Genomic DNA, 24,333 nt, shown 5'->3' with positions numbered 1-24,333 from the left:
CGCCGCCCCCGGAGAACTCATCGACTGCCGCCAGGATTTCCGGGCGGCCTGGCGCTTCTCGCTAGGCCACCGGTACCGCCTTCACCCACACCCCGTCCTCGGTCAGGTACTCGGTCGCCTCCAGTCCCGCCTCCGCGAGGGCCGCTTCGAACTGTTCCTGGGTGAGCGGCCGGGACAGGAACGTCTGTGTCCAGGCCGCGTCCGGGAACTCGTACTCCGCGCGCACCGAGTTCACCCCGTCTCCGACCGGCTCGGCGGACACGATCCGTACCGTGTATCCGCTGGGGTCGACCCGCTCCCTGGGCACGTTCGAGTGGTAGTCGGCGCCCTCCCGCTGGATGAGCACGCAGCCGCCGTCCGCCACATGCGCCGCGCAGGTGCGCAGCATGCCCCGGCGCGCCTTCACGTCCCCGGTGTTCACCAGGAACGACGCGAGCATCACCACGTCGAACTTCTCGCCCAGGTCGAGCCCTTCGATGGTGCCGCGTACCGTGCGCGCCCCGCGGACACGCTCCAGCATCTCCGCCGACTCGTCCACCGCCGTGACCGTGAACCCGCGCTCCAGGAGCGGGTGGGTCATCCGCCCCACGCCACTGCCCAGTTCCAGGATGTGGGCGCCGGCCGGGACCGCCGCCTCGATGATGTCCGGCTCGCTGCCGACGGACAGCCGCGAGTAGAGCTCCACCGCACAGCCGTCCGGGGTGATCGCACCGGGCCCTGTCCCTTTGTGTCCCTCACGCATTTCAACCGTCATGCCCGTTCAACGACCCACCCTCCTAAGGTCGTTCCCGCGCTGACATCACTCTTCCCACGGGAACCATCCGTGTCCGAGATACCAGTGGCCGCCCGCCCGCAGATGGTCGCCGACCGCCCGCTCCACCGACGTACGCCGGGGCAGACCGCGTACCGGCAGGTCCGGGGCGCCGAAGACGAACTGGACCGCGGTCGTGTCGGCCGGTTCCGTGTCCTGGTGGCCGGGCCGGAACCGGTCCTGGAAGCGGACGATGTTCGACTCCGCCCCCAGGTACTGCCTCAGCTGCGGGTCGAGCAGCCAGGAGTGGCAGGTCGCGACCGTGTAGTCCTCCTCGGGAAAGTGCCGGGGGAAGAACTCCCGTGCCAGGGCCAGCGAACGGTCGCAGGCGGCGGGGGTCAGTGGTCCGCGGTAGTCGGGTATGTGCAGGTTCAGGCAGGGCTGCCCGGGAGCCACGGACCCGGCCAGGTCCGTTCCCGTCGCCGCCTGTGCCGTGACCGCCCGTGCCGTGACCGCCTGTGCCGTGCGTTCGCCGAGCCGGGCCCGTTCGTACTGCAGCCGGCCCAGCTGGTACAGCTCGCCGCGGAAGTGGCGGACGAGCCAGGACGCCTGGAAGGCCGACAGTCCTCCCCTGCCGTAGCGCCTGCGGTGCAGCGTCATGCCGCGCCCCAGGTCGGCGAGCGTATGCCGGGACACGTCGGCGGGGACGCCCCGCGCATGGTGGTACGCGCGGGCGTGGGGCAGCGCGGCGAGGAGGACGTAGACCAGGAAGTAGCCGTCCAGTGCGGCCGGAGCGGCGGCGGCCCGCTCACCCAGCCCGGCGGGGCCCGCGGCCCCGGCCGCCGCGGCCGGGGCGGCTGTGGCGCCGGTGACCTCGTCGGCGCATTCGGCGAGCAGCCGCCGGATGCCGGGATCGGCGGTCACCGTCCGGTGCAGGGCCACCACCTCGTTGATGTCCTCGTGCGGCGCGGCGAGGTCGAGGAGCAGGTCGGGCAGGTCGTCGGCGTCCGGCAGCACGGCGGGTTCCCCCTTGGTGAACGTCCTGGTGGAAGAGTACGTTGCAAGGAGGAGTGGTGATCCGTGATGCGTACGGGCAGTGAACCGACGACCGCGCGCAGTGCGCTGCGGGCGCGACTGTGGCTGAGCGTGTGGGGCGTGGCCTGGGCGATCTTCGGCACGGTGGCGTTCGTGCTCGTGGGCCGTCCCGGCTGGGCGGCCGCCTGCGGGGTGCTGTGGCTGGTGGCCACCGCCGACATGACCATGATCCTCAGGCACATCAGGCAGGGCCCGCACTATCAGCCGGGCCGGGACGTGCCACCGTACCGGCCGGCGGACAGCGGCCCACGGCGGCTGCGGCGCCCGCCGCAGCACCGTCACCCGTGAGCGGGTCCAGGCACGCACCGGCGAACCGAGCGGCCCTGCTGAACGCGCCGTCCGAACCCAGCGGCCCGGCTGAACGCCCCGTCCGAACCCAGCGGCCCGACTGAACGCGCCGTCCGAACCAAGCGGCCCGACTGAACGCCCCGTCCGAACCGAGCGGCCCGGCTGAACGTCTGCTCACGCGTCGGCGTACCGGGTTGCCCTGGGAAGCGTCTCGGTCACGCACTGCCCATCCTCGCCCGCCCTGCGGAGGGTCTCGGTCACGCTCCGTTGTCGAAGCGGGCCGCCTTCAGGTACTCCGGGTTGGGGTCCAGGGCGGCCGCCAGCCGGAAGTGGCGTATCGCGAGGTCGGCGCGGCCCTGGCGTTGGTAGGTGCGGGCGAGCGCGAAGTGCGCGAACGCGTTGTCCGGTTCGCGCTCCAGCACGATGGTGAACTCCAGCTCGGCGGGGCGCAGTTGCGCGGCCGCGAAGAAGGCACGGGCGCGCAGCAGCCGGGCGGCGGTGTTCTCGGGGTGCGCGGCGATCACTCCGTCGAGCAGTTTCACCGCGCCCCGCGGGTCGCGTGCGTTGAGCAGTTGCTCGGCGGCACGGAAGTCGATGACATGCGTCTCCGGAGTACGTCCGGTCGAACCGCTGGTCTCGGGCACGGCAAAGTCCTTCCCTCGCTGAAGCGGTTCAACGCCCGGACGGGTGCCCGCTATTTCGAAGACGCACGGCCGCTAGTTCGAACCGGACCCCCGCGCCCGGCGCACGAGGTCGGTCCACACCTGCGCGACCCGCTGTTCGAGCGCGTCCAGGGGCACGTCGTTGTCGATCACGATGTCGGCGATCTCCAGGCGCTTCTCGCGCGTCGCCTGCGCGGCCATGCGCGCGCGTGCGTCCTCCTCGGCCATCCCCCGCAGCCGTGTCAGCCGGTCGAGCTGGGTCTCGGGGGCCACGTCCACGACGACCACGACGTCGTAGAGCCGTGCGAGGCCGTTCTCCGCGAGCAGCGGTACGTCGTTGATCACCACCGCGTCGGTGGCGGCCGCGTTCTCCAGCTCACGGGAGCGGGCCCCGACCAGGGGGTGCACGATCGAGTTCAGTACGGCGAGCTTCTCGGGGTCGGCGAAGACGATCGAGCCGAGCTTCGGCCGGTCCAGGGTGCCGTCGGCGGCGAGCACGTCCGGCCCGAAGGCCTCGACCACGGCCGCCAGGCCGGGGGTTCCCGGCTCGACGACCTCACGCGCGATACGGTCCGCGTCGACCAGCACCGCGCCGTGCCCGACGAGCAGCCGTGACACCTCGCTCTTGCCGGCGCCGATCCCGCCGGTGAGGCCAACTTTCAGCATGCCCCGAAGCTTAGGCCCTGCCACCGACACCGGCCCGGACAGGCCCTGGTTCCAGCCGGACCCGACCGGACAGCCCCCGTTCCGAGGCCCGGACCGGCCCGGACCGGGCCGGGCCGGGCCATGCGGGGGAGACTCAGGCGTCGCCCTCTCGCTCCGCGAGGAAACGCTCGAACTCCAGGCCGATCTCGTCCGCCGAGGGGATCTCCACCGGCTCGGCGAGCATGTTGCCCCGGGTCTCGGCGCCGGCGGCGGCGTCGTACTGGTGCTCAAGTCCCTGCACGAGGGCGGTGAGTTCCTCGTCGCCCTCCTGGATCTGCCGGTCGATCTCCGTCTGCGTACGGTGGGCGTCCGTGCGCAGGGCGTGGGCGATGCCCGGGAGCACCAGGCCGGTGGCGCCCGTGATGGCCTCCAGGACGGTCAGGGCGGCGTCGGGGTAGGGGGAGCGCGCGATGTAGTGCGGGACGTGCGCGGCGACACCCAGGACGTCGTGGCCGGACTCCATGAGGCGGTATTCGAGCAGCGACGCGGCGCTGCCGGGCACCTGGGCCTCGTCGAAGGGGCTGCTGTGGCCCGGGACGAGATCGGTGCGGTTGCCGTGCGGCGTGAGGCCGACGGGACGGGTGTGCGGCACGCCCATGGGAATGCCGTGGAAGTCCACGGACAACCGGACACCGAGCCGCTCCACGATCTGGCGTACGGCCGCGGCGAAGCGCTCCCACTCGACGTCCGGCTCGGGGCCGGACAGCAGCAGGAACGGCGCGCCCGTGGCGTCCTGGACCAGCCGGACCTCGATGGCCGGCTCCTCGTACTCGGTCCAGCGGTCCCGCTTGAAGGTCAGCAGCGGGCGGCGGGCCCGGTAGTCCACGAGCCGGTCGTGGTCGAAGCGGGCGACGACCTGGTGGGGCAGCGAGTCGAGGAGCCGGTCGACGATCTGGTCGCCGGTCTCGCCCGCGTCGATGTATCCGTCGAAGTGGTAGAGCATGACAAGACCGGCCGACTCCTGGGCCAGCGCCATGTCCACCACGGCGAGGCCCTTCGGCTCCCATGCGTACAAACCCTGCGGATCAAGCACTGTGACCGCTCCTCCTCGTGTTCGTACGGGACAACGTGGCAAGGGCGGCGGGCATTCCCGCCGTCGCTCCCCTCAACCGGCCACTCATCGACTTCTCATGCCTCAGGTGCGGGCACGCGCGCGTGCCCGCACCCCCGTCTGCCGTGACCGGTCGGGCCCTACGCGGACAGCACGCGTGCGTGCAGTGCGGTGACCGCCTTCCGGGCGGAGCTGAACGCGCCGTGCTGCCAGGCGTCCGTGTAGCTGAGCCAGTCGCCGGCGAAGTAGACCCGGCCGGTGGGCTCGTTGAGCGGCTTGTAGCGCACGTCGTCGGGGCCGCCGGAGGTGTCGTGCCAGGCGGCCTCCAGATGGGGGGTCTGGCGCCAGTGGTGGGAGAAGGAGGAGACCAGCTCGGTGCGGTACTTGTCACCGTAGATCTTCACGCCGGCGGCCACCGCGCGCTGTTCGCGCCGGGCCGGGGTCAGCGCGGCGTAGGAGTCGGCGTCGGTGTCGTAGTTGTAGTAGCCGATGAGGACGCCCCGTTCGCCGTGGAAGCCGTACGAGGGGTGCCAGATGTGGGTGACGTCCTGGTCGGTCTCGGTGATGCCGCCGTAGATGCGGTGGTCCAGTTCCCACCAGCGGGAGCGGTATTCGAGGCCGATCTTGGCCGCGGACGACGGGGTGACGGCCGTCAGGGCGCTCTGCACGCCGGAGCCCAGGTTGTGCGGCACCTTGGCGAGGATGTTGGGCGGCATGGCGGCCACGCAGTAGTCGGCGTCGACGGCCCTGGTACGGCCGCCCTGGGTGTAGGTCACGGTGACGCCGTCGCCCTTGTCGGTGATCCTGGAGACGACGGCTCCGGTACGGATGCGGTGGGCGCCGATCGCCCGGGTGAGTGCCTTCGGTATCCGGTCCATGCCGCCGACCGGCTGGAACATCAGCATCGCCTGGTCGAAGCCGAACTCGAAGGAGAAGTAGCGCCCGACACCGCTCGCGAACACCTCGGAGGCGGCCGGGACATCGCCGAGGAGCACCCCGGGAGTGCCGGCGGCGGCCGGTACGGTCGTGTATCCGCGCCGTTCACCGCCGTCGTACGTCAGTTTGTCGCCGAGTGCGCCCCAGTCCTTGAGGAACTCGACGAGCCGCTCCTGGTCGGTGGCCGTCAACTCCTTGTCCAGGGCGCCCTTGTCGGTGGCCTTGGCGAGCAACTCCGAGACATAGCCGTACACGTCGGCCTTGGCGGTGCGGTAGCGCTCGGGCCTGGTCATGCCGGCGGACTCGTTGTAGAGGTAGGCGTCGGCGTTGGTGTTCGTGAACACCTCGATGGGGACGCCGAGTTCGCGGCAGTAGTCGAGGGTGATCATCCACTGCGGTATCCGGGCCGGCCCGGCGTTCATGTAGTGGCCGTCGGCGAACCTCGCGGTCTGCGTATGGCCGTAGAGGTCCGTGGTCGTGTCGCCGCCGCGCACGGTGAAGTTGCGTCCGCCGGTACGGTCCCTGGCCTCCAGGATCGTACAGTCGTAGCCGGCCTTGCCCAGTTCGTAGGCGGTCGCGAGGCCGGCGATGCCGCCGCCGAGGACGACGACCCTGGCCGCGGCGCGTCCGGTGAGCGTGAAGTCGCTTGCGCCCGGCGCCCGGAAGGCCTGTTCACGCTGGGCTGCCTGGGCGGTGGGAGCGAGGCCGAGGGCTCCCATGGTGGCGAGCATGGTCCCGGCGCCTCCGGTGAGACCGACGTTCCGCAGGAACGACCGCCGGCTCGTCCCTGACCTGTACTGAGGCTGTGCCATGCCTGGGCTCCTCTCCCGATCTTGAACGAAGACCGGGGAAGCGTCCCAGGACCGCATTACGGCCCAGCGGTTACTCGTGTATCACACACGTTTCCGCGAACGGGAAGTGAAGCGCCCCGCGGGGGCGGCGGGAACCGCGCGATCGGCCACAGCAGACTCGCCCATGCACGCCCGCACCCGCGCCCTGGCCGCGGACCCGTCCGGCGAGGGCGCGTGGCCCGATGGCGTGCCGAGCACGACGGGTACCTGGGATCCGGGCGTCGCCGCCGGGTGGAGCCGACGGCCGGGAGCCAGGAGTCGAAGGTGGTGCGCACAAACGCGCACCCCCGGAAAAACACCGAAGGGCCGCACCTCGAAAGGTGCGGCCCCTCAGTTACCGGCTAAGCCCAGTGGCCAGCGCTCAGCTCTGGCCACCCGCCAGCTTCTCGCGCAGCGCGGCCAGCGCCTCGTCCGAGGCCAGCGCACCGGAGGTGTCCGCGCCCTCGGAGGAGTACGAACCGCCACCCGAAGCGGCCGGAGCGGCAGCCTCGCCACCCTCGGCGGCAGCGGCAGCGTCGGCCTCGCGGCTCTTGATGACCTGCTGCTGGTGCTGCTCGAAGCGCTGCTGCGCCTCCGCGTACTGGTGCTCCCACGCCTCGCGCTGGGTCTCGTAGCCCTCGAGCCAGTCGTTGGTCTCGGGGTCGAAGCCCTCGGGGTAGATGTAGTTGCCCTGGTCGTCGTACGACGCGGCCATGCCGTACAGCGTCGGGTCGAACTCGACCGAGGCCGGGTCGGCACCGAAGGACTCGTTGGCCTGCTTGAGGGACAGCGAGATCCGGCGACGCTCCAGGTCGATGTCGATGACCTTGACGAAGATCTCGTCGTTGACCTGGACGACCTGCTCCGGGATCTCCACGTGGCGCTCGGCCAGCTCGGAGATGTGGACCAGACCCTCAATGCCCTCGTCGACGCGGACGAACGCACCGAACGGAACCAGCTTCGTGACCTTGCCGGGCACGACCTGGCCGATCTGGTGCGTGCGGGCGAACTGCTGCCACGGGTCTTCCTGGGTCGCCTTCAGCGACAGGGAGACACGCTCGCGGTCCATGTCGACGTCGAGGACCTCGACGGTGACTTCCTGGCCGACCTCGACAACCTCGGACGGGTGGTCGATGTGCTTCCAGGACAGCTCGGAGACGTGGACCAGACCGTCGACGCCACCCAGGTCCACGAAGGCACCGAAGTTGACGATCGAGGAGACCACGCCGGAGCGGACCTGACCCTTCTGGAGGGTCGTGAGGAACGTCTGGCGGACCTCGGACTGGGTCTGCTCCAGCCAGGCACGGCGGGACAGGACCACGTTGTTGCGGTTCTTGTCCAGCTCGATGATCTTGGCCTCGAGCTCCTTGCCCACGTAGGGCTGGAGGTCGCGGACACGGCGCATCTCGACCAGGGAGGCCGGGAGGAAGCCGCGGAGGCCGATGTCGAGGATGAGACCACCCTTGACGACCTCGATGACGGTACCGGTGACGATCCCGTCCTCTTCCTTGATCTTCTCGATGGTGCCCCAGGCACGCTCGTACTGGGCGCGCTTCTTCGAGAGGATCAGGCGGCCTTCCTTGTCCTCCTTCTGGAGAACAAGGGCCTCGATCTCGTCACCGACGGCGACGACCTCGTTGGGGTCGACGTCGTGCTTGATGGAGAGCTCGCGGCTCGGGATAACGCCTTCGGTCTTGTAACCGATGTCGAGCAGGACCTCGTCCCGGTCGACCTTCACGATGACGCCGTCGACGATGTCGCCGTCGTTGAAGTACTTGATCGTCTCGTCGATCGCGGCGAGGAAGGCTTCCTCGTTACCGATGTCGTTGACCGCTACCTGCGGGGTGGTGGCGGTGGTCTCGGTGCTGCTCGTCATGTGGGAAAGGGCTCCGGTACGGACATTGAAGTCGTAGGTACTGCTTACGCCGGGAGCCCGTTTCGCTCTGATGAAGCCGGACAGCCAAGGAAGCGCCACACAAAACCACTGGTGGCGCCTCGAGAACCGAGGGGACATACAACAGATGCGAGCGCAGCCTGCTACGTCTGAGGTGCGCAGGCTCGCAGCGCAACTTGTAGCATACGGGGGCAGCCGGACAGGGTCAATGCGCGAAGGCGCACACCCGGGGCGGATCGCCGCATACCCGGCACAAAAGCCGTCCCGCGAGGCCGCGCAGGCCTGACAGACCTCCTCCGTGACACCCCCCTGAACGGGTTGCACGGAAGAGTACGACGAGGGAGCCGATCATCCAAGAGCCCGATTCGTTCGACCTCGAAGAGGCCGGTTCACCGACCGGAACAGAGGCCGAACCCGAAGCCACCCGGCGTGCCGCCGGGATCACGGAGAGCAGCCGGGCCAACCGGGGCTGGTGGGACCGCAACGCCGACGAGTACCAGGTCGAGCACGGCACGTTCCTGGGCGACGACCGTTTCGTCTGGGGTCCCGAGGGTCTCGACGAGGTGGAGGCGGAGCTGCTCGGCGCACCGGAGGACCTCAAGGGTAAGGACGTCCTGGAGATCGGCGCCGGCGCGGCCCAGTGCTCGCGCTGGCTGGCCGCCCAGGGCGCCCGTCCGGTCGCGCTGGATCTCTCGCACCGCCAGCTCCAGCACGCGCTGCGCATCGGCGGATCGTTTCCCCTCGTCTGCGCCGACGCCGGCGCGTTGCCCTTCGCCGACGGCTCCTTCGACCTGGCGTGCTCGGCGTACGGCGCGCTCCCCTTCGTCGCCGACCCGCGCCTGGTACTGCGCGAGGTGCGGCGGGTACTGCGCCCGGGAGGCCGTTTCGTCTTCTCCGTGACGCACCCGATCCGCTGGGCGTTCCCGGACGAGCCGGGCCCCGAGGGCCTCTCGGTCTCCGCCTCCTACTTCGACCGCACGCCGTACGTGGAGCAGGACGAGGACGGCCACGCGGTGTACGTCGAGCACCACCGCACGCTCGGCGACCGGGTCCGGGACATCGTCGCCGCGGACCTGCGGCTGGTCGACCTGGTGGAGCCGGAGTGGCCGGCCTGGAACACCGCCGAATGGGGCGGCTGGTCGCCGCTGCGGGGCGGTCTCGTCCCCGGGACGGCGATCTTCGTGTGCGAGCGGGACTGATTCGTGTGCGCGCGGGACTGAGCTGCCGGCGGCTCGGAAAGGGCACGCGCGCGTGGGGGCGTTTCGGCGGCCGTAAGACACTGGGGCCGTGATCCGTTACGACGCCCTGGACGCGCTGCCCGTGCGGCAGGCCCTGCCCGGTCTGGACGACGCCCTGGAAGGGCACGGCACCGCTGTCCTCGTGGCACCGCCCGGCACCGGGAAGACCACGCTGGTGCCACTGGCGCTGGCCGGGCTGCTGGACGGGGGACGGCCCGCGTGGCGGGTGGTCGTGGCCGAGCCCCGCCGGATCGCGGCTCGCGCGGCGGCCCGCCGGATGGCCTGGCTGCTCGGTGAGCAGGTGGGGCGGAGCGTCGGCTACACGGTGCGCGGCGAACGGGTCGTGGGCCGGCACGCGCGCGTGGAGGTCGTCACGACCGGTGTGCTGTTGCAGCGGCTGCAACGCGACCAGGAGCTGTCGGGCGTGGACGTCGTCGTCCTCGACGAGTGCCACGAGCGGCATCTGGACGCCGACACGGTGGCTGCCTTCCTCTGGGACGTACGGGAGACGCTCCGCCCGGAGCTGCGCCTGGTGGCCGCCTCAGCGACCACGGACGCGCAGGGGTGGGCGCGGCTGCTGGGCGGTGCGCCGGTGGTCGAGGCGGAGGGCGTGTCGTACCCGGTGGAGGTGGTGTGGGCACCGCCGGTGCGGCCGGTGCGGCCGCCGCACGGGATGCGTGTGGATCCGGCCTTGCTGACTCAGGTGGCGTCGGTGGTGCGGCGGGCCCTGGCCGAGCGGCCGGGGGACGTGCTGTGCTTCCTGCCGGGCGTGGGCGAGATCGCGCGGGTGGCGGGACAGTTGGGCGATCTGGGGGACGTGGAGGTGCTCCAGGTGCATGGCCGGGCACCGGCGTCCGTCCAGGACGCGGTGCTGGCGCCCGGGACGCGGCGCCGGGTGGTCCTGGCCACGGCGGTGGCCGAGTCGTCGCTCACCGTCCCCGGGGTGCGGGTGGTCGTCGACTCCGGGCTGGCGCGGGAGCCTCGGGTCGACCATGCGCGCGGGCTGAGTGCGCTGGCGACGGTACGGGCGTCACGGGCGGCCGGGCGGCAGCGGGCGGGCCGCGCCGGGCGGGAGGCTCCGGGGGCGGTGTACCGCTGCTGGTCCGAGGCCGAGGACGCCCGCCTGACGCCCTTTCCGGCACCGGAGATCAAGGTGGCCGACCTGACGGCGTTCGCCCTCCAGACGGCCTGCTGGGGCGATCCCGGAGCGACCGGGCTGGCGCTGCTGGATCCGCCGCCGGGCGGGGCGATGGCGGCGGCGCGGGAGGTGCTGACGGCGATCGGGGCGGTCGACTCCGCCGGACGGGCCACGGAACGGGGGCTGCGGCTGGCCCGGCTGGGGGTGCATCCGCGGCTGGGGCGGGCGTTGCTGGACGGCCCCGGCGGGAGCGCCGAGGTGGTCGCGCTGCTGAGCGAGGAGCCGCCGCGCGAGTACGGGGACGACCTGGCGGGCGCGCTGCGGGCCGCCCGGCGCGGCGGCGACGCGTACGCCGGCCGGTGGCTGGCGGAGGTACGCCGGCTCCGGGCGGGCGACCAGGGCACGCCGGCCGGCACGGTGGACGACCGCACGGTGGGACGCGTCGCCGCTCTCGCCTTCCCCGAGCGCGTCGCGAGGGCCGACGGCGGGTCGTATCTCATGGCCTCCGGCACCCGGGCCGAGCTTGCTGACGGCAGCCCGCTGCGTGGTGCCCCGTGGCTCGCCGTGGCCGTCGCGGACCGTCCGGTCGGCAGTGGGCACGCGCGCGTGCGGCTCGCCGCGGTGGTGGACGAGGGCACGGCCAGGTCGGCGGCGGCGTCGCTGTGCTCGGAGGACCAGGAGGTCCGCTGGGCCGACGGGGACGTCGTCGCGCGGCGCGTGGAGCGGCTCGGCGCGATCGAGCTCGTGGTGCGGCCGCTGCGGGACGCCGACCCCGGCCTCGTCCGTGCCGCGCTGCTCGACGGGCTGCGTCAGGAAGGGCTCGGCCTGTTGCGGTGGACGTCCGACGCGGCCGTGCTGCGGCAGCGGCTCGCGTTCCTGCGTCTGCGCCTCGGGGAGCCCTGGCCCGACGTCTCCGCGGACGCGCTGCACGCGCGCGTGGACGAGGGGCTGGAACCGGAGCTCGGGCGGGCCCGGCGCCGGGCCGATCTCGGGCGGATCGACGCCGGGGAGGCGCTGCGGCGACTGCTGCCGTGGGCGAGCGGGGAGGCGGGCCGGCTCGACGAGCTGGCGCCGGAGCGGATCGTCGTACCCAGTGGGTCGCGGATCCGGGTCGACTACGAGAACCCCGAGCAGCCCGTCCTCGCCGTGAAGTTGCAGGAGATGTTCGGGGCGCAGGAGTCACCGGCCGTGGCCGGGGTGCCGGTGCTCGTGCATCTGCTGTCGCCCGCCGGGCGCCCCGCCGCCGTCACCGCCGACCTCGCCTCCTTCTGGAAGGGCGGGTACAAGGGCGTACGGGCCGAGCTGCGCGGTCGCTATCCGAAGCATCCCTGGCCCGAGGATCCCGCCGCCGCCGAGCCCACCCGGCACACCAACGCGCGGCTCAGGCGCTGACCGGTTCCGCAACCGAGGGCTCGGCCGGTTGCGGATCGGCCGGGCGGCGGCCGAGGGCCTCCAGGCAGAGGGAGAGGGCGAGCAGTGCGATGCCGAGGGACAGGAAGCCCCACGGGAGGTAGGAGGTCAGCATCAGGACGAGCGTGCGGTTCTGCTTGACCAGGGCGACGGTGTGCTCGATGTAGTCCTCGCGCATCTTCACGTCGCCGGCGAAGGCCGTCACCTTGGCGCGGCCGCCCAGGAGGGTGCCGCCGCGCAGCTCCTCCTTGTGGATCTCCTCGCCGTAGACGGGCGCGCCGGTGACGGGTTCCACCCAGAACCTGCGGACCGTCGTGTACCAGCGGGTGGTGCCGGTCTTGGCGACCGTCTCGGGGGTGATGCCCTGCACCGGCATCTTCTTGGGCATGGGGACCTTGGTCCAGGGGATGGTCTGCTCGAAGTAGTAGACCTCGACGCCCCGGAAGGTCTGCGTCCCCTTGTAGTGGATGGGGTTGGTGGTGCGGGTCTGCGCGTCGAAGTACTCGTAGTCCCGTTTCTCGGTCAGGAACGGCCATTTGAACTCGATGCCGTCCCGTTTCACCGGGTCCCCGTCGACCATCTCGCCGGTGGCGTGGACGGGTTCCTGGCTGTGGGCGTCGAAGATGTAGCGCTCGGGGATCTCGGAGACCATCTTGCCGTCGGGTCCCTGGACGTAGGACAGGCCGTCCCAGACGACGACGTCCCGGCCCGCCGTCTTCTCGATCTCCTTGGCGGCCGCCACGTCGCCCTTGAGGGTCTGCACGATGGTGACCTTCGGGACCTTCTTCGCCTTCATGGTGCCGTAGTCGAGAAGCGTGGCGTCCTTCGCCTCCAGGACCATGTCCTGGTACTGGTTCGCGGGGATCTTGGCCAGGCGCGGGAAGGCGTACCAGCGCAGCAGCGGCGACAGCGCCGCGAAAAACACGGCACAGGCGAGCAGGACCAGACTGGCCTTGCGGCGCATCTCGGCCTCCCGGGGCGGCGGTTACGGATGTGAGGGCACCGTCGTGAGCAGCGGCTTGGGGGACGTCTTGCCGGCCGGCGACCCCAGGGCGCCGATCGTGACGACCAGGACCAGCGCGAGGGCGAGGCCGGTCGCGGCGGCGATCAGGGCACGCATGCGGGGCCTCCCGACGGCCGACTGTTTCCCGACGCTCTTCCTGATGGATCGTCAGGTCCGGGCACCGTAGCAACGGGAGGGTGAGATGAGAACAGGTCGTACGACGGCGAAGGGCGCCGTCCCGCGTCGGCGGGAGGGCGCCCTCGTCGTCGTACGACCCTGGATCAGGGGGTGGCGGAAGCGCTCGGGGAGGCGGAGGCCGACGCGGACTCGGAGGCGGACGGGCTCGGCGATGGGCTCGCCGAGGTGTCGGCCGCGGCGACCGTCAGCTTCACGGTGAGGGTCGCGCCGCCGGTGGTGGTGATGCGGAGCAGGAACGTGCCGGTGGTGTCGTCCGCGTACAGCTTGGGCAGCGTGAGCAGGCCGTTCGCGTCCGTCTTGAGGTCCGTGAGGGTCCGGACGGGGTTGCCGTTCGCGTCCTTGAAGTACGGGCCCTTGTCGTTCTCGCCGGTGTCGTCCGCCGACTTGACGAACGTGGCGGTGGCGGCGACCCGGTCGGCGACGGCGCCCTGGTAAGTGGCCTTCGCCTGCACCTGGTCGGCGAACTCGGCACCCGGGGTGCAGGTCGGCGCGCTGGTGTTGACGAGGGCGAGGGTGTCGGCGGCACGCGCGGTGACCGTCGCGTCGTACTCGACCGGGGTGATCGTACGGCCGACGACGGTGGCGCGGACCGTGAAGTCGCCCGTCTTCTCGCCCGCCTGGAGCGCCGGGGCGACCGCGACACCCTTGCTGTCGGTGGTGACCGTGGCGACGCTCTCGCCGCCGGTGAAGGTCGCGTCGGTGTCCCCGACGATGGTGAAGCGGACACGGACCTTGGCGACGATCCGGCCCGCCTTGGTCTCGGCGCGCGTGCTGATCTTCTTGGTGAACGCGTCGCCGGCCATCGCCGTGAGCTTGGCGGTGCCCGCGTCCTCCAGGTGGTCCACGGTGTCGGTGGCCGTGGGCGGCAAGGTCGGGGTCGTACTCGGCGTGCCCGGCTTCGGCTCGTCGGGCTTGGGCGTGCTCGTGCCCGGTGTGCTCGTGCCCGGTGTGCTCGTGCCCGGCGTGCTCGTGCCCGGCGCGCTGGGCGCCGGGGAGCCGCCGGAACCCGAACCGCCGCCGGACCCGCCGTCGCTGCGGTGGCTGGGCACGGTGCCGGTGCCGTTCGGGATCGAGTGTGTGCCCTTGCGGTAGAACTCGTACCAGGACAGCACCAGGTTGAGGTAGTCCTGCGAGTTGTTGTAGCTGAGGATCGCGCTGTTCATGTCGGCCTGGACGGACAGGTCCCAGCCGTAGCGGCACAGGTAGTGGCCGGCGGCGAGCGCCGCGTCGTAGACGTTGTTGGGGTCCTTGACGCCGTCGCCGTTGCCGTCGCGGCCCGCCCACGCCCAGGTCGAGGGGATGAACTGCATGGGGCCGACGGCCTGGTCGTACTGGCTGTTGCCGTCGTACTGGCCCCCGTCGGTGTCCTGGATGAGCGCGAAGCCGTTGCCGTCGAGCTCCGGGCCCAGGATCCGGTGCAGGGTGTTGCCCTCGGCGTCGACGTCGCCGCCGCGGGCCTGCCCGGACTCCACCTTGCCGATGGCGGCGAGCAGCTGCCAGGGCAGGTTGCAGCCCGGCTTGGCGCCGCGCAGCTCGGTCTCGGCCTTCTTGTAGGCGTCGAGGACGGTGGCGGGTATGCCGGCCTCGGCCGCGCCCCGGGAGAGGGGGGTGCCGATGCTCGACGACGAGGTGGTGGGACTGGGGCTGGGGTTCGGGCTGTTGAGCGGCGGCAGGTCCGTGTAGTACGGCGAGTTGCCGGTGGCGCCGTCGGCCGCGCCGGCTCCGTCGGGTGCGGAGGTGCTGGCGCCGGCGTTCGCCTGCCGGCCTGTGTCGCCGCCCGTGGCACCCGGTGCCTGGGACGCGGACAGAGCCGCTACCGCCAACGCGGCCGCGGCGGTCGTCGCCGCTCCCTTGCGCAGCCGCCTGCCGAATTGCGCCGCCATAAGGTGAACCCCTCCCATGGGCGCTTTCTGAGCGCCCGTCTCCGTCTGTCTGCTCGCCCCTGGTGTGACGGTCGACCTGGTGCTGTGGTTGCCCCCTGTTACCTCTTTCGAGTGGTGAGGTAGCGCATCCGTGGTACACGCCGAGGCGGGGACCCAGGCGACACTACGACAACTTCCATTCCGCGGACACCCGGCGGTGCCCGATTTTCACCAGTTGGCCATTCCCCGTTGAACGATGGTGGTGTCGCGGATACTTGTCGTACGCGATCACTTGTTCGGCGCTCCGGCCGACGACTGCTCCAGGGAGACCGGGTGCCGTTCACTCTCAGCCACGCCGCCGCCGTGCTGCCCGCCGTACGCGGTGACGGGACCGGGCGCGGGCGGCTGGTGCCGGCGGTGCTCGTCGCGGGGTCCTTCTCCCCCGACCTCACCTACTACGCGGCGAGCGCGGTGCCGGACGCGATGGAGTTCGGCGAGTTCACGCACTCCTTCACCGGCGTCCTCACCGTGGACGTGCTCTTCTCCTGGGCGCTGGTGGCGCTGTGGGTGCTCGTACGGGAGCCGCTCGTGGCCCTGGTGCCCCGGCCCCGGCAGGGACGCCCGGCGACCCTGCTGCGCTGCGGGGCGCCACGCGCGCGTGCCGGCCTTTGCGTCGCGGCCCGTTGGTACGTCTCCGCCGTCCTCGGCGCGCTCACGCATGTCGTCTGGGACGCGTTCACGCACCACGACCGCTGGGGGACCCGGCTGATCCCCGCGATCGGCCGGAACGTCGCGGGCGTGCCGCTCTACACCCTGCTCCAGTACGGCACTTCGGCGGTGGCCGCGGTCGTGCTCGCCGTGTTCGTGGTCCGTGCGCTACGGCGGGCCCCGGCCGGGGAGCCGGTGGGGGTGCCGCCGCTGTCCGCAGGGGACCGGTGGTGGGCCGGGGTCGGGATCGGTGGCTGCGCCCTGGTCGCCGCGGTGCAGCGGGCCACGCGGTGGTGGGCTTACGAGGGCTCGACGGCGAAACCCTGGGAGCTGTTGCCCACGGTGCTCTTCGGGGCGGGCGCGGGGCTGCTGCTCGGGGTGGTCGGGTACGCCGTGGCGGTCAGGGTGTGGCGTCCGGCGCCGGTGGCCGACGGCGTGCGCCGGACCCCTTCTGCCGTTCGGTGAGGGTCGCCACGAAGACGGTCATGGTGCGGGGGCGGCGGGGGCCGGGGAGAGCGCTGAGGAGCAGCGTGAGATGACTGCGGACGAGATCGAGCCACTGCCGCGGGTCGGGGCGGGTGCGGAGTCTGCGCCGGAGGCGGGCGATCGCCTTGCGCACGGTGACGGCCAGGTCGGTGGGGATGCGGGCGGAGCTGGCGCCGGGTGCCATGGCCGGGGCCGACGAAGCCGCCGTGACCTGCGCCGCGGCGGAGCGGGCTCTGGCCGGGGGCCTGGTCTGGGGCGTCCGGCCGTGAAGCATGCGTATACCCATGCCCCGCATCCTTGCCGCTGGCGGGGGCCGGGGCGTTCTGACGGGGTCCAGCTGAGTGACGACGCGCCCCGACGACCGGCAGCCGGGCGCCGCTCCACCGGTGTCGCGGAGCGGCAGCCGCTGCCGGCTCTCGCCGGAGGCTAGTGGGCCGCTGATTCCCAGTCCGGGCCGACGCCGACCGAGACGTCCAGGGGCGCCCTGAGCTGGACCGCGTCGGGCATTTCGCGCCGGAGGATCGCCTCGGCCTCGGCGCGCTCGCCGGGGGCGATCTCCAGGACGATTTCGTCGTGCACCTGGAGGAGCATCCGGGACTTCAGGTCCGCCTCGCGCAGCGCCCCGTCCACCTTCAGCATGGCCATCTTGACGATGTCCGCCGCGGTGCCCTGGATAGGCGCGTTGAGCGCCATCCGCTCGGCCGCCTCACGGCGCTGGCGATTGTCGCTGTTGAGGTCGGGGAGGTAGCGGCGGCGGCCGAAGAGGGTCGCGGTGTACCCCGTGGCGCGTGCCTCCTCGACCGCCCTGCGCAGATAGTCACGGACTCCGCCGAACCGCTCGAAGTAGGTGTCCATCAGGGCTCGCGCCTCGCCCGCGTCGATGTTCAGCTGCTGGGAGAGGCCGAACGCCGACAGGCCGTACGCGAGGCCGTACGACATCGCCTTGATCTTGCGGCGCATCTCCGCGTCGACGGCCGAACGGTCGACGGAGAACACCTGCGAGGCGACCGTGGTGTGCAGGTCCTCGCCGGAGGTGAACGCCTCGATCAGGCCCTCGTCCTCGGAGAGATGGGCCATCACCCGCAGCTCGATCTGGCTGTAGTCGGCCGTCATCAGCGACTCGAAGCCCTCCCCCACCACGAAGCCCCGGCGGATCGCCCGGCCCTCGTCGGTGCGGACCGGGATGTTCTGGAGGTTCGGGTCGGTGGAGGAGAGCCGGCCGGTCGCGGCGACCGTCTGGTTGAACGTGGTGTGGATACGGCCGTCCGCCGCCACCGTCTTGATCAGGCCCTCGACCGTCACCCGCAGCTTGGCCTGCTCACGGTGCCGGAGCATGATCACCGGCAGTTCGTTCTCGGTCTGGCCGGCCAGCCAGGCCAGCGCGTCGGCGTCGGTGGTGTAGCCGGTCTTGGTCTTCTTGGTCTTGGGCAGGGCCAGCTCGCCGAAGAGGACCTCCTGGAGCTGCTTGGGTGAGCCCAGGTTGAACTCGTGGCCGGCCGCCGCGTGCGCCTCCTTCACGGCCTGCTGGACGGCGCCCGCGAACATCTGCTCCATCGCTTCGAGATGCGCGCGGTCGGCCGCGATGCCGTACCGCTCCATGCGGGCGAGGAGGATGGAGGTCGGCAGCTCCATGTCGCGGAGCAGGTCCGCCGCGCCGACCTCCTGGAGCCGCTCCTCGAAGGCCTCGCCGAGGTCGAGGATCGCCCGGGCCTGGATCATCAGGGCCTCGGCCTCGGCACCGTCGTCCGCGCCGAAGGCCAGCTGACCGTCGGCCGCGGCGGCCGGGGCCAGCTCACGGTGCAGGTACTCCAGGGACAGCGCGTCCAGGTCGAAGGAGCGGCGTCCGGGCTTGACCAGATAGGCGGCGAGCGCGGTGTCCATGGTGACGCCGTCGATGCTCCAGCCGTGCTCGGCGAAGACCCGCATGGCGCCCTTGGCGTTGTGGAAGACCTTGGGCCGCGCGGCGTCGGCCAGCCAGGCCACCCACGCGTTCTCGTCGGCCTCGTCGAGCTCCGCCGGGTCGAACCAGGCCGCGGCTCCCGTGGCCGCGGCCAGCGCGACCTCGGCGACCGAGCCGGTGCCGAGCGCCCAGGTGCCGACGGTGGCGATGCCCAGCGCCTGCGTGCCGTGCTCGGCGAGCCAGCCGGCCAGTTCGCCGGTACCGAGGACGGTGCCGTCCACCGCCACGCCCGCCTTGGCGACCGGCGTGGCCTCGGCCTCCTCGGCGCCGGGGTCGACGGCGTAGAGCCGCTCGCGCAGCGACGGGTTGCGGATCTCCAGGGTGTCCAGGATCATCGCGACGCTCTTGCGGTCGTACGGCGCGCGCTCCAGGTCGGCGACCGTCTTCGGCAGCTCGACCCGGCGCTCCAGTTCGGTGAGCCGGCGGTTGAGCTTCACCGAGTCCAGGTGGTCGCGGAGGTTCTGGCCGGCCTTGCCCTTCACCTCGTCGACGCGCTCCACCAGCTCGGCGAAGGAACCGAACTGGTTGATCCACTTCGCGGCGGTCTTCTCGCCGACGCCGGGGATGCCGGGAAGGTTGTCGGACGGGTCGCCGCGCAGGGCCGCGAAGTCGGGGTACTGAGCGGGCGTCAAGCCGTACTTCTCGAAGACCTTCTCCGGGGTGAACCGGGTCAGCTCGGAGACGCCCTTCGTCGGATAGAGGACCGTGGTGTGCTCGGTGACCAGCTGGAAGGAGTCGCGGTCGCCGGTGACGATCAGGACGTCGAAGCCCGCGGCCTCGGCCTGGGTGGCGAGGGTGGCGATGACGTCGTCGGCCTCGAAGCCCTCGACGGCGAAGCGCTGCGCGTGCATCGCGTCGAGCAGCTCGCCGATCAGCTCGACCTGGCCCTTGAACTCGTCCGGGGTCTTGGAGCGGTTCGCCTTGTACTCGGTGAACTCCTCGGAGCGCCAGGTCTTGCGGGAGACGTCGAAGGCCACCGCGAAGTGCGTGGGCGCCTCGTCACGCAGGGTGTTGGCCAGCATCGACGCGAAACCGTAGATCGCGTTCGTCGGCTGGCCCGTCGCGGTGGTGAAGTTCTCCGCGGGCAGCGCGAAGAACGCGCGGTAGGCCAGCGAGTGCCCGTCCATGAGCATCAGCCGGGGACGGTCTGCGCCGGAGGTCTTGTCGGTCTTCTTCGATGCTGTTTCTGCCACGCCCCCGATCCTGCCACGCCCCACGGACAGCGAGGGCCGACGGTTCGGGCCGAGGTGTGAGCCGGGCACCGCCGGACAGCGTCCGTCGTGGCCGATCGCCGTCGCGGCGGAAAGGACTCCAGGAGCGGTGGTGGGCTGGGGGGCGCGGTTCTGTCAAGCATGGGTTCCGTTGCGCCCGGCCGACCGCCCTCGATCGTTGTCGGCGGCGCGTGCGAGTATCGGACGTCCAAGGCACAGGTGCCGGCGTAGAGGGAGATCGTGCGATGGCGACGAAGCCGCCCAAGGGTGATCCGGTCCAGGACGCGCCGCAGGTCGCGGAGCCGCAGCACGCGGCCGCGGGGCTCCCGGCCATCGGACACACCCTGCGCATCGCCCAGCAGCAGATGGGGGTCAGGCGCACCGCCCTGACGCTGCTGAGGGTCAACCAGAAGGACGGCTTCGACTGCCCCGGCTGCGCCTGGCCGGAGCCCGATCACCGGCACGCCGCCGAATTCTGCGAGAACGGCGCCAAGGCGGTGGCCGAGGAGGCCACTCTGCGCCGGGTCACGCCCGCGTTCTTCGCCGAGCACTCCGTCGCCGACCTGCACCACCGCAGCGGCTACTGGCTCGGCCAGCAGGGCCGGCTCACCCACCCCATGTATCTCGCCGAGGGCGCCGAGCACTACGAGCCGGTCGGCTGGGAGCGGGCCTTCGACATCATCGGCGAGGAGATCGCCGCTCTCGGCTCCCCCGACGAGGCCGTCTTCTACACCTCGGGCCGGACCAGCAACGAGGCCGCGTTCCTGTACCAGCTGTTCGCGCGCGAGCTGGGCACCAACAACCTGCCGGACTGCTCCAACATGTGCCACGAGTCCTCGGGCTCGGCGCTCAGCGAGACGATCGGCATCGGCAAGGGCAGCGTCCTGCTCGAGGATCTGTACAAAGCGGATCTGATCATCGTCGCCGGGCAGAACCCGGGCACCAACCACCCCCGGATGCTCTCCGCCCTGGAGAAGGCCAAGGCCAACGGCGCGAAGATCATCAGCGTCAATCCGCTCCCGGAAGCCGGCCTGGAGCGGTTCAAGAACCCGCAGACCCCCCAGGGCATGCTCAAGGGCGCCGCGCTCACCGACCTGTTCCTGCAGATCCGCATCGGCGGCGACCAGGCCCTGTTCCGGCTCCTCAACAAGCTGATCCTGGCTGAACACGAAAGCGCCTCCGGCGCGGGCTCCGGCGCGGTCGACGAGGAGTTCGTGCGCGAACACACGCACGGGTACGAGGAGTTCGCCGAGGCCGCCCGCGCCGCAGACTGGGACGAGACGCTCGCCGCCACCGGCCTCACCCGCGCGGAGATCGAGAAGGCCCTCGGCATGGTGCTCGCCTCGCAGCGCACGATCGTCTGCTGGGCCATGGGACTGACCCAGCACAAGCACTCGGTCCCGACGATCCGCGAGGTCGTCAACTTCCTTCTGCTGCGCGGCAACATCGGCCGCGCCGGCGCGGGCGTGTGCCCGGTCCGCGGCCACTCGAACGTGCAGGGCGACCGCACGATGGGCATCTTCGAGCGCCCGGCCCCGGCCTTCCTGGACGCCCTGGAGAAGGAGTTCGGCTTCGCGCCCCCGCGCGAGCACGGCTTCGACGTCGTCCGGGCCATCCGCGCGCTGCGTGACGGCGAGGCGAAGGTCTTCTTCGCGATGGGCGGCAACTTCGTCTCCGCGACCCCCGACACGGAGGTCACCGAGGCGGCGATACGGCGGGCGCGGCTGACCGTGCACGTGTCGACGAAGCTCAACCGCTCGCACGTCGTGACGGGCGCACGGGCGCTGATCCTGCCGACGCTCGGCCGCACCGAGCGCGATCTCCAGGGCAGCGGGGAGCAGTTCGTCACCGTGGAGGACTCGATGGGCATGGTGCACGCCTCGCGCGGCCGCCTGGAGCCCGCGAGCCCGCACCTGCTGTCGGAGCCGGCGATCGTGTGCCGGCTCGCGCGCCGGGTGCTCGGTGAGGACAGCACCACCCCCTGGGAGGAGTTCGAGAAGGACTACGCGACGGTCCGCGACCGTATCGCGCGCGTGATCCCCGGTTTCAAGGACTTCAACGCGCGCGTGGCGCACCCGGGCGGCTTCGCACTGCCGCACGGCCCGCGCGACGAGCGCCGCTTCCCGACCGCCACCGGCAAGGCGAACTTCACGGCGGCGGCCGTCGAGTACCCCGAACTGCCCGAGGGACGGCTGCTGTTGCAGACGCTGCGCTCGCACGACCAGTACAACACCACGATCTACGGTCTGGACGACCGCTACCGGGGCATCAGGAACGGCCGCCGGGTGGTCCTGGTGCACCCGGATGACGCGCGGGCGCTGGGCGTCGCCGACGGGTCCTACGTCGACCTGGTGAGCGAGTGGAAGGACGGCGTGGAGCGCAGGGCGCCGGGCTTCCGGGTCGTGCACTACCCGACGGCCCGGGGCTGTGCGGCCGCGTACTACCCGGAGACCAACGTGCTGGTGCCGCTCGACTCGACCGCCGACACCAGCAACACCCCGGCCAGCAAATCCGTCGTGATCCGTCTGGAGAGCGGCGTGCGGCAGCCGGCGGGCGCCGTCTGAGCGCCCGCTCAGTGCGTCTGGAAGAATCGGCGGCCGACTGAGCGTTTGCTCAGTCGGGAGACAGCCGCACGACGAACGGAGCCGGCCCATGGGCGAGCAGCAGCACGTGAAGTTCCCGCAGGAGGTCATCGACGAGTACGCCGCGCTCGGCGTCGATCTGCCGGCCCTGTTCTCGGCAGGCCACCTCGGCAGCCGCATGGGCGTGCAGATCGTGGAGGCCTCGGCGGACCGGGTCGTCGGCACCATGCCGGTGGAGGGCAACACCCAGCCGTACGGGCTGCTGCACGGCGGGGCCAGCGCGGTGCTGGCCGAGACCCTCGGGTCGGTCGGGTCGATGCTGCACGGCGGCAGCTCGAAGATCGCAGTCGGCGTCGACCTGAACTGCACCCACCACCGCGGCGTCCGCTCCGGCCTGGTCACCGGTGTGGCCACGCCCGTCCACCGGGGGCGGTCCACCGCGACGTACGAGATCGTGATCAGCGACGAGGAGGGCCGGCGGGTGTGCACGGCCCGCCTCACCTGTCTGCTGCGGGACGTGCGCCAGGGCGACGAGGTCCACGTCCGGGACACCGGCGCCTGACGGCGGCCCCTGCCGGGACGGCGGGACCTCGGCGGCGGGAGCCGAGGTCAGCGCCCGGTAAGAGAACAACGGACAGCGCCCCTGACGCGCGAGGAAATGCCGAGAAGTTCCGAAGGCTTGACTTTCTTTCCTCGATGTAACTCTGCGTAATACGCGTGTAATCCGCATTCGCTGATTCACCCCCAGTTCCCAGGCCACAACACACCTCCCACCCGTCTCGAAAGTCGCCCACAGCAACCGCTTCGCGTCAGGTCCAAAACCATCGAGACGCCTGAACCGATCATGGCGAGTCCTGCAGGTTCTCAGAATGCGGACAGGGCGAATCGGGCCCAATTCCTGCTTTCCACCCACCCTGTACCGCTCTGCATTACCTCGTGTCATAACAAGAGCGTCACAGCCTTGGACAAGACCTCCTCCACGTTCCTCACCCGCGCTTAGAGTCACGGCCAGTCACCGCTCCAACAGGAGACCGGTACCGGCGCGGCACCCGTCGTTCCCCAGGGGGGCGGAACTGCCTGCGGAAAGGATCGATTGTGCGACAGCGTTCTCTGGTGATTCTTACCTCCGTGCTGACCACCGGAGCTCTGACTCTCACGGCCTGCGGCTCCCGCGACGACAGCAGCAAGGGCAGCGACAGCGGCAACGTGACGGTCACCATCGGCGTCGACGCCCCGCTCACCGGAGCGAACTCCGCGACGGGCCTCGGCATCCAGTACGGCGCCCAGATCGCCGTCGACGACGCCAACAAGAACAAGACCGTCCCGGGCGTCACCTTCAAGATCAAGGCGCTGGACGACAAGGCGATTCCCGCCACCGGACAGCAGAACGCCACCCAGCTCGTCTCCGACAAGACCGTGCTCGGCGTCGTCGGCCCGCTCAACTCCGGTGTGGCCACGCAGATGCAGCAGGTCTTCGCCACGGCCAACCTGGTGGAGATCTCCCCGTCGAACACCGCGCCCGAGCTGACCCAGGGCAAGAACTGGCAGACCAGCAAGTCCCGCCCGTTCAAGACCTACTTCCGCACCGCGACCACCGACGCCCTGCAGGGCGCCTACGCGGCGGACTACGCCTACAACGTAGCCAAGAAGAAGAAGGCCTTCGTCGTCGACGACAAGCAGACCTACGGCGCAGGCCTCTCGAAGATCTTCAAGGAGCAGTTCGCCAAGCAGGGTGGCAAGGTCATCGGCACCGACCACGTCAACACCGGCGACCGCGACTTCTCCACCCTGGTCACCAAGATCAAGAACTCGGGCGCCGACATCCTCTACTACGGCGGCCAGTACGACGAGTCCGAGGTCCTGACCAAGCAGCTCAAGGACGCCGGCGCCAAGATCCCGCTGTTCGGCGGCGACGGCATGTTCACCCCGACCTACATCAAGACCGCCGGCGCGTCCGCCGAGGGCGACCTGGTGACGTCGATCGGCGTTCCGGTCGACACCCTGCCCGCCGCCAAGGACTTCGTCGCCACCTACAAGGCCAAGAAGTACCCCGGTGACTACGGCACCTACGGCTCGTACTCCTACGACGCCGCCACCGCCATCATCAAGGCCGTCGGCGAGGTCGTGAAGGACAGCAAGATCCCGGACGACGCCCGCTCCCAGATCGTCGACGCCGTCCAGAAGACCTCCTTCGACGGCATCTCCGGCAAGATCGCATTCGACGAGTACGGCGACACCACGAACAAGCAGCTGACCGTCTACAAGGTCGAGAACGGTGAGTGGAAGTCCGTCCAGAGCGGCGTGGCCAACCCGAAGTAACCGCCC

19 protein-coding genes are annotated in these 24,333 nt (G+C 71.1%); 7 read left to right on the top strand and 12 right to left on the bottom strand.

What is annotated here, in order from left to right; translation table 11 throughout:
* Positions 1–61: 61 nt before the first annotated feature.
* Together AB0N16_RS21260 and AB0N16_RS21255 are read right to left on the bottom strand one after the other, a co-directional pair.
* The gene (locus tag AB0N16_RS21260; RefSeq protein ID WP_365798869.1) at positions 62–742 is read right to left on the bottom strand and encodes a class I SAM-dependent methyltransferase; all 681 of its coding nucleotides are present in this window, start codon (positions 740–742) and stop codon (positions 62–64) included.
* Between the two features lie 57 nt (positions 743–799).
* Positions 800–1,768 carry an acyltransferase domain-containing protein gene (locus AB0N16_RS21255; RefSeq protein WP_365798867.1) on the bottom strand — a complete coding sequence of 323 codons (969 nt, stop codon included), beginning with the start codon at positions 1,766–1,768 and terminating at the stop codon, positions 800–802.
* 66 nt (positions 1,769–1,834) lie between these two features.
* Here AB0N16_RS21255 and AB0N16_RS21250 point away from each other — a divergent pair, with 66 nt between their 5' ends.
* Entirely contained in the window at positions 1,835–2,134 is a 300-nt protein-coding gene (locus AB0N16_RS21250) for a DUF6343 family protein (protein WP_365798865.1), read from the top strand.
* A 257-nt stretch (positions 2,135–2,391) separates the two neighbouring features.
* Here AB0N16_RS21250 and AB0N16_RS21245 read toward each other — a convergent pair whose 3' ends face one another.
* From AB0N16_RS21245 to rpsA, 5 genes are all read right to left on the bottom strand, one after another.
* Complete coding sequence (locus AB0N16_RS21245) at positions 2,392–2,778, bottom strand: tetratricopeptide repeat protein (RefSeq protein ID WP_351695052.1); 387 nt, start codon at positions 2,776–2,778, stop codon at positions 2,392–2,394.
* Between the two features lie 72 nt (positions 2,779–2,850).
* The gene (gene coaE, locus AB0N16_RS21240; RefSeq protein WP_365798863.1) at positions 2,851–3,462 is read right to left on the bottom strand and encodes a dephospho-CoA kinase; all 612 of its coding nucleotides are present in this window, start codon (positions 3,460–3,462) and stop codon (positions 2,851–2,853) included.
* Between the two features lie 133 nt (positions 3,463–3,595).
* On the bottom strand, positions 3,596–4,534 hold the full coding sequence (locus tag AB0N16_RS21235; protein ID WP_365798861.1) for a PAC2 family protein: 939 nt from the start codon (positions 4,532–4,534) through the stop codon (positions 3,596–3,598).
* A 158-nt stretch (positions 4,535–4,692) separates the two neighbouring features.
* Positions 4,693–6,300, bottom strand: a complete 1,608-nt coding sequence (locus tag AB0N16_RS21230; protein ID WP_365798859.1) for a flavin monoamine oxidase family protein — start codon at positions 6,298–6,300, stop codon at positions 4,693–4,695.
* 400 nt (positions 6,301–6,700) lie between these two features.
* A complete protein-coding gene (gene rpsA / locus AB0N16_RS21225; RefSeq protein ID WP_189947373.1) occupies positions 6,701–8,194 on the bottom strand; it encodes a 30S ribosomal protein S1 in 1,494 nt (497 codons plus the stop codon).
* A gap of 368 nt (positions 8,195–8,562) precedes the next feature.
* Between rpsA and AB0N16_RS21220 the strand changes: the two genes are divergently transcribed.
* Complete coding sequence (locus AB0N16_RS21220) at positions 8,563–9,411, top strand: class I SAM-dependent methyltransferase (RefSeq protein ID WP_365799297.1); 849 nt, start codon at positions 8,563–8,565, stop codon at positions 9,409–9,411.
* An 88-nt stretch (positions 9,412–9,499) separates the two neighbouring features.
* On the top strand, positions 9,500–11,980 hold the full coding sequence (gene hrpB, locus AB0N16_RS21215; protein ID WP_365798857.1) for an ATP-dependent helicase HrpB: 2,481 nt from the start codon (positions 9,500–9,502) through the stop codon (positions 11,978–11,980).
* Here hrpB and AB0N16_RS21210 read toward each other — a convergent pair.
* From AB0N16_RS21210 to AB0N16_RS21200, 3 genes are all read right to left on the bottom strand, one after another.
* Positions 11,970–12,962 (bottom strand): DUF3068 domain-containing protein, encoded by a 993-nt coding sequence (locus AB0N16_RS21210; RefSeq protein ID WP_365798855.1) that lies wholly within the window; start codon positions 12,960–12,962, stop codon positions 11,970–11,972. The genes hrpB and AB0N16_RS21210 overlap by 11 nt on opposite strands.
* A gap of 21 nt (positions 12,963–12,983) precedes the next feature.
* Complete coding sequence (locus AB0N16_RS21205; protein ID WP_365798853.1) at positions 12,984–13,118, bottom strand: SPW_0924 family protein; 135 nt, start codon at positions 13,116–13,118, stop codon at positions 12,984–12,986.
* 164 nt (positions 13,119–13,282) lie between these two features.
* Positions 13,283–15,082 (bottom strand): lytic transglycosylase domain-containing protein, encoded by a 1,800-nt coding sequence (locus AB0N16_RS21200; protein WP_365798851.1) that lies wholly within the window; start codon positions 15,080–15,082, stop codon positions 13,283–13,285.
* A gap of 312 nt (positions 15,083–15,394) precedes the next feature.
* On the opposite strand from AB0N16_RS21200, the gene AB0N16_RS21195 reads away from it, so the two are divergent.
* Positions 15,395–16,234, top strand: a complete 840-nt coding sequence (locus AB0N16_RS21195; protein WP_365798849.1) for a DUF4184 family protein — start codon at positions 15,395–15,397, stop codon at positions 16,232–16,234.
* On the opposite strand, the gene AB0N16_RS21190 is transcribed toward AB0N16_RS21195, so the two are convergent.
* Both AB0N16_RS21190 and polA read right to left on the bottom strand, forming a co-directional pair.
* Entirely contained in the window at positions 16,170–16,541 is a 372-nt protein-coding gene (locus AB0N16_RS21190; RefSeq protein ID WP_365798847.1) for a hypothetical protein, read from the bottom strand. The genes AB0N16_RS21195 and AB0N16_RS21190 overlap by 65 nt on opposite strands.
* Before the next feature lie 140 nt (positions 16,542–16,681).
* Positions 16,682–19,408, bottom strand: a complete 2,727-nt coding sequence (gene polA / locus AB0N16_RS21185; protein ID WP_365798845.1) for a DNA polymerase I — start codon at positions 19,406–19,408, stop codon at positions 16,682–16,684.
* A gap of 263 nt (positions 19,409–19,671) precedes the next feature.
* On the opposite strand from polA, the gene AB0N16_RS21180 reads away from it, so the two are divergent.
* The 3 genes from AB0N16_RS21180 (at position 19,672) to AB0N16_RS21170 (ending at position 24,327) form a co-directional block, all read left to right on the top strand.
* Positions 19,672–21,990 (top strand): FdhF/YdeP family oxidoreductase, encoded by a 2,319-nt coding sequence (locus tag AB0N16_RS21180; protein ID WP_365798843.1) that lies wholly within the window; start codon positions 19,672–19,674, stop codon positions 21,988–21,990.
* A gap of 88 nt (positions 21,991–22,078) precedes the next feature.
* Entirely contained in the window at positions 22,079–22,570 is a 492-nt protein-coding gene (locus AB0N16_RS21175) for a hotdog fold thioesterase (protein ID WP_365798841.1), read from the top strand.
* Between the two features lie 548 nt (positions 22,571–23,118).
* Positions 23,119–24,327: a branched-chain amino acid ABC transporter substrate-binding protein gene (locus tag AB0N16_RS21170; RefSeq protein WP_365799295.1), complete on the top strand. Its 1,209-nt coding sequence runs from the start codon at positions 23,119–23,121 to the stop codon at positions 24,325–24,327.
* Positions 24,328–24,333: the final 6 nt, after the last annotated feature.

This window comes from Streptomyces sp. NPDC051105 (genome assembly GCF_040682795.1).
Taxonomy (GTDB): Bacteria; Actinomycetota; Actinomycetes; order Streptomycetales; family Streptomycetaceae; genus Streptomyces.
The sequence above is the reverse complement of the archived record's forward strand: the minus strand, read 5'-3'. Positions and strand labels throughout refer to the sequence as shown.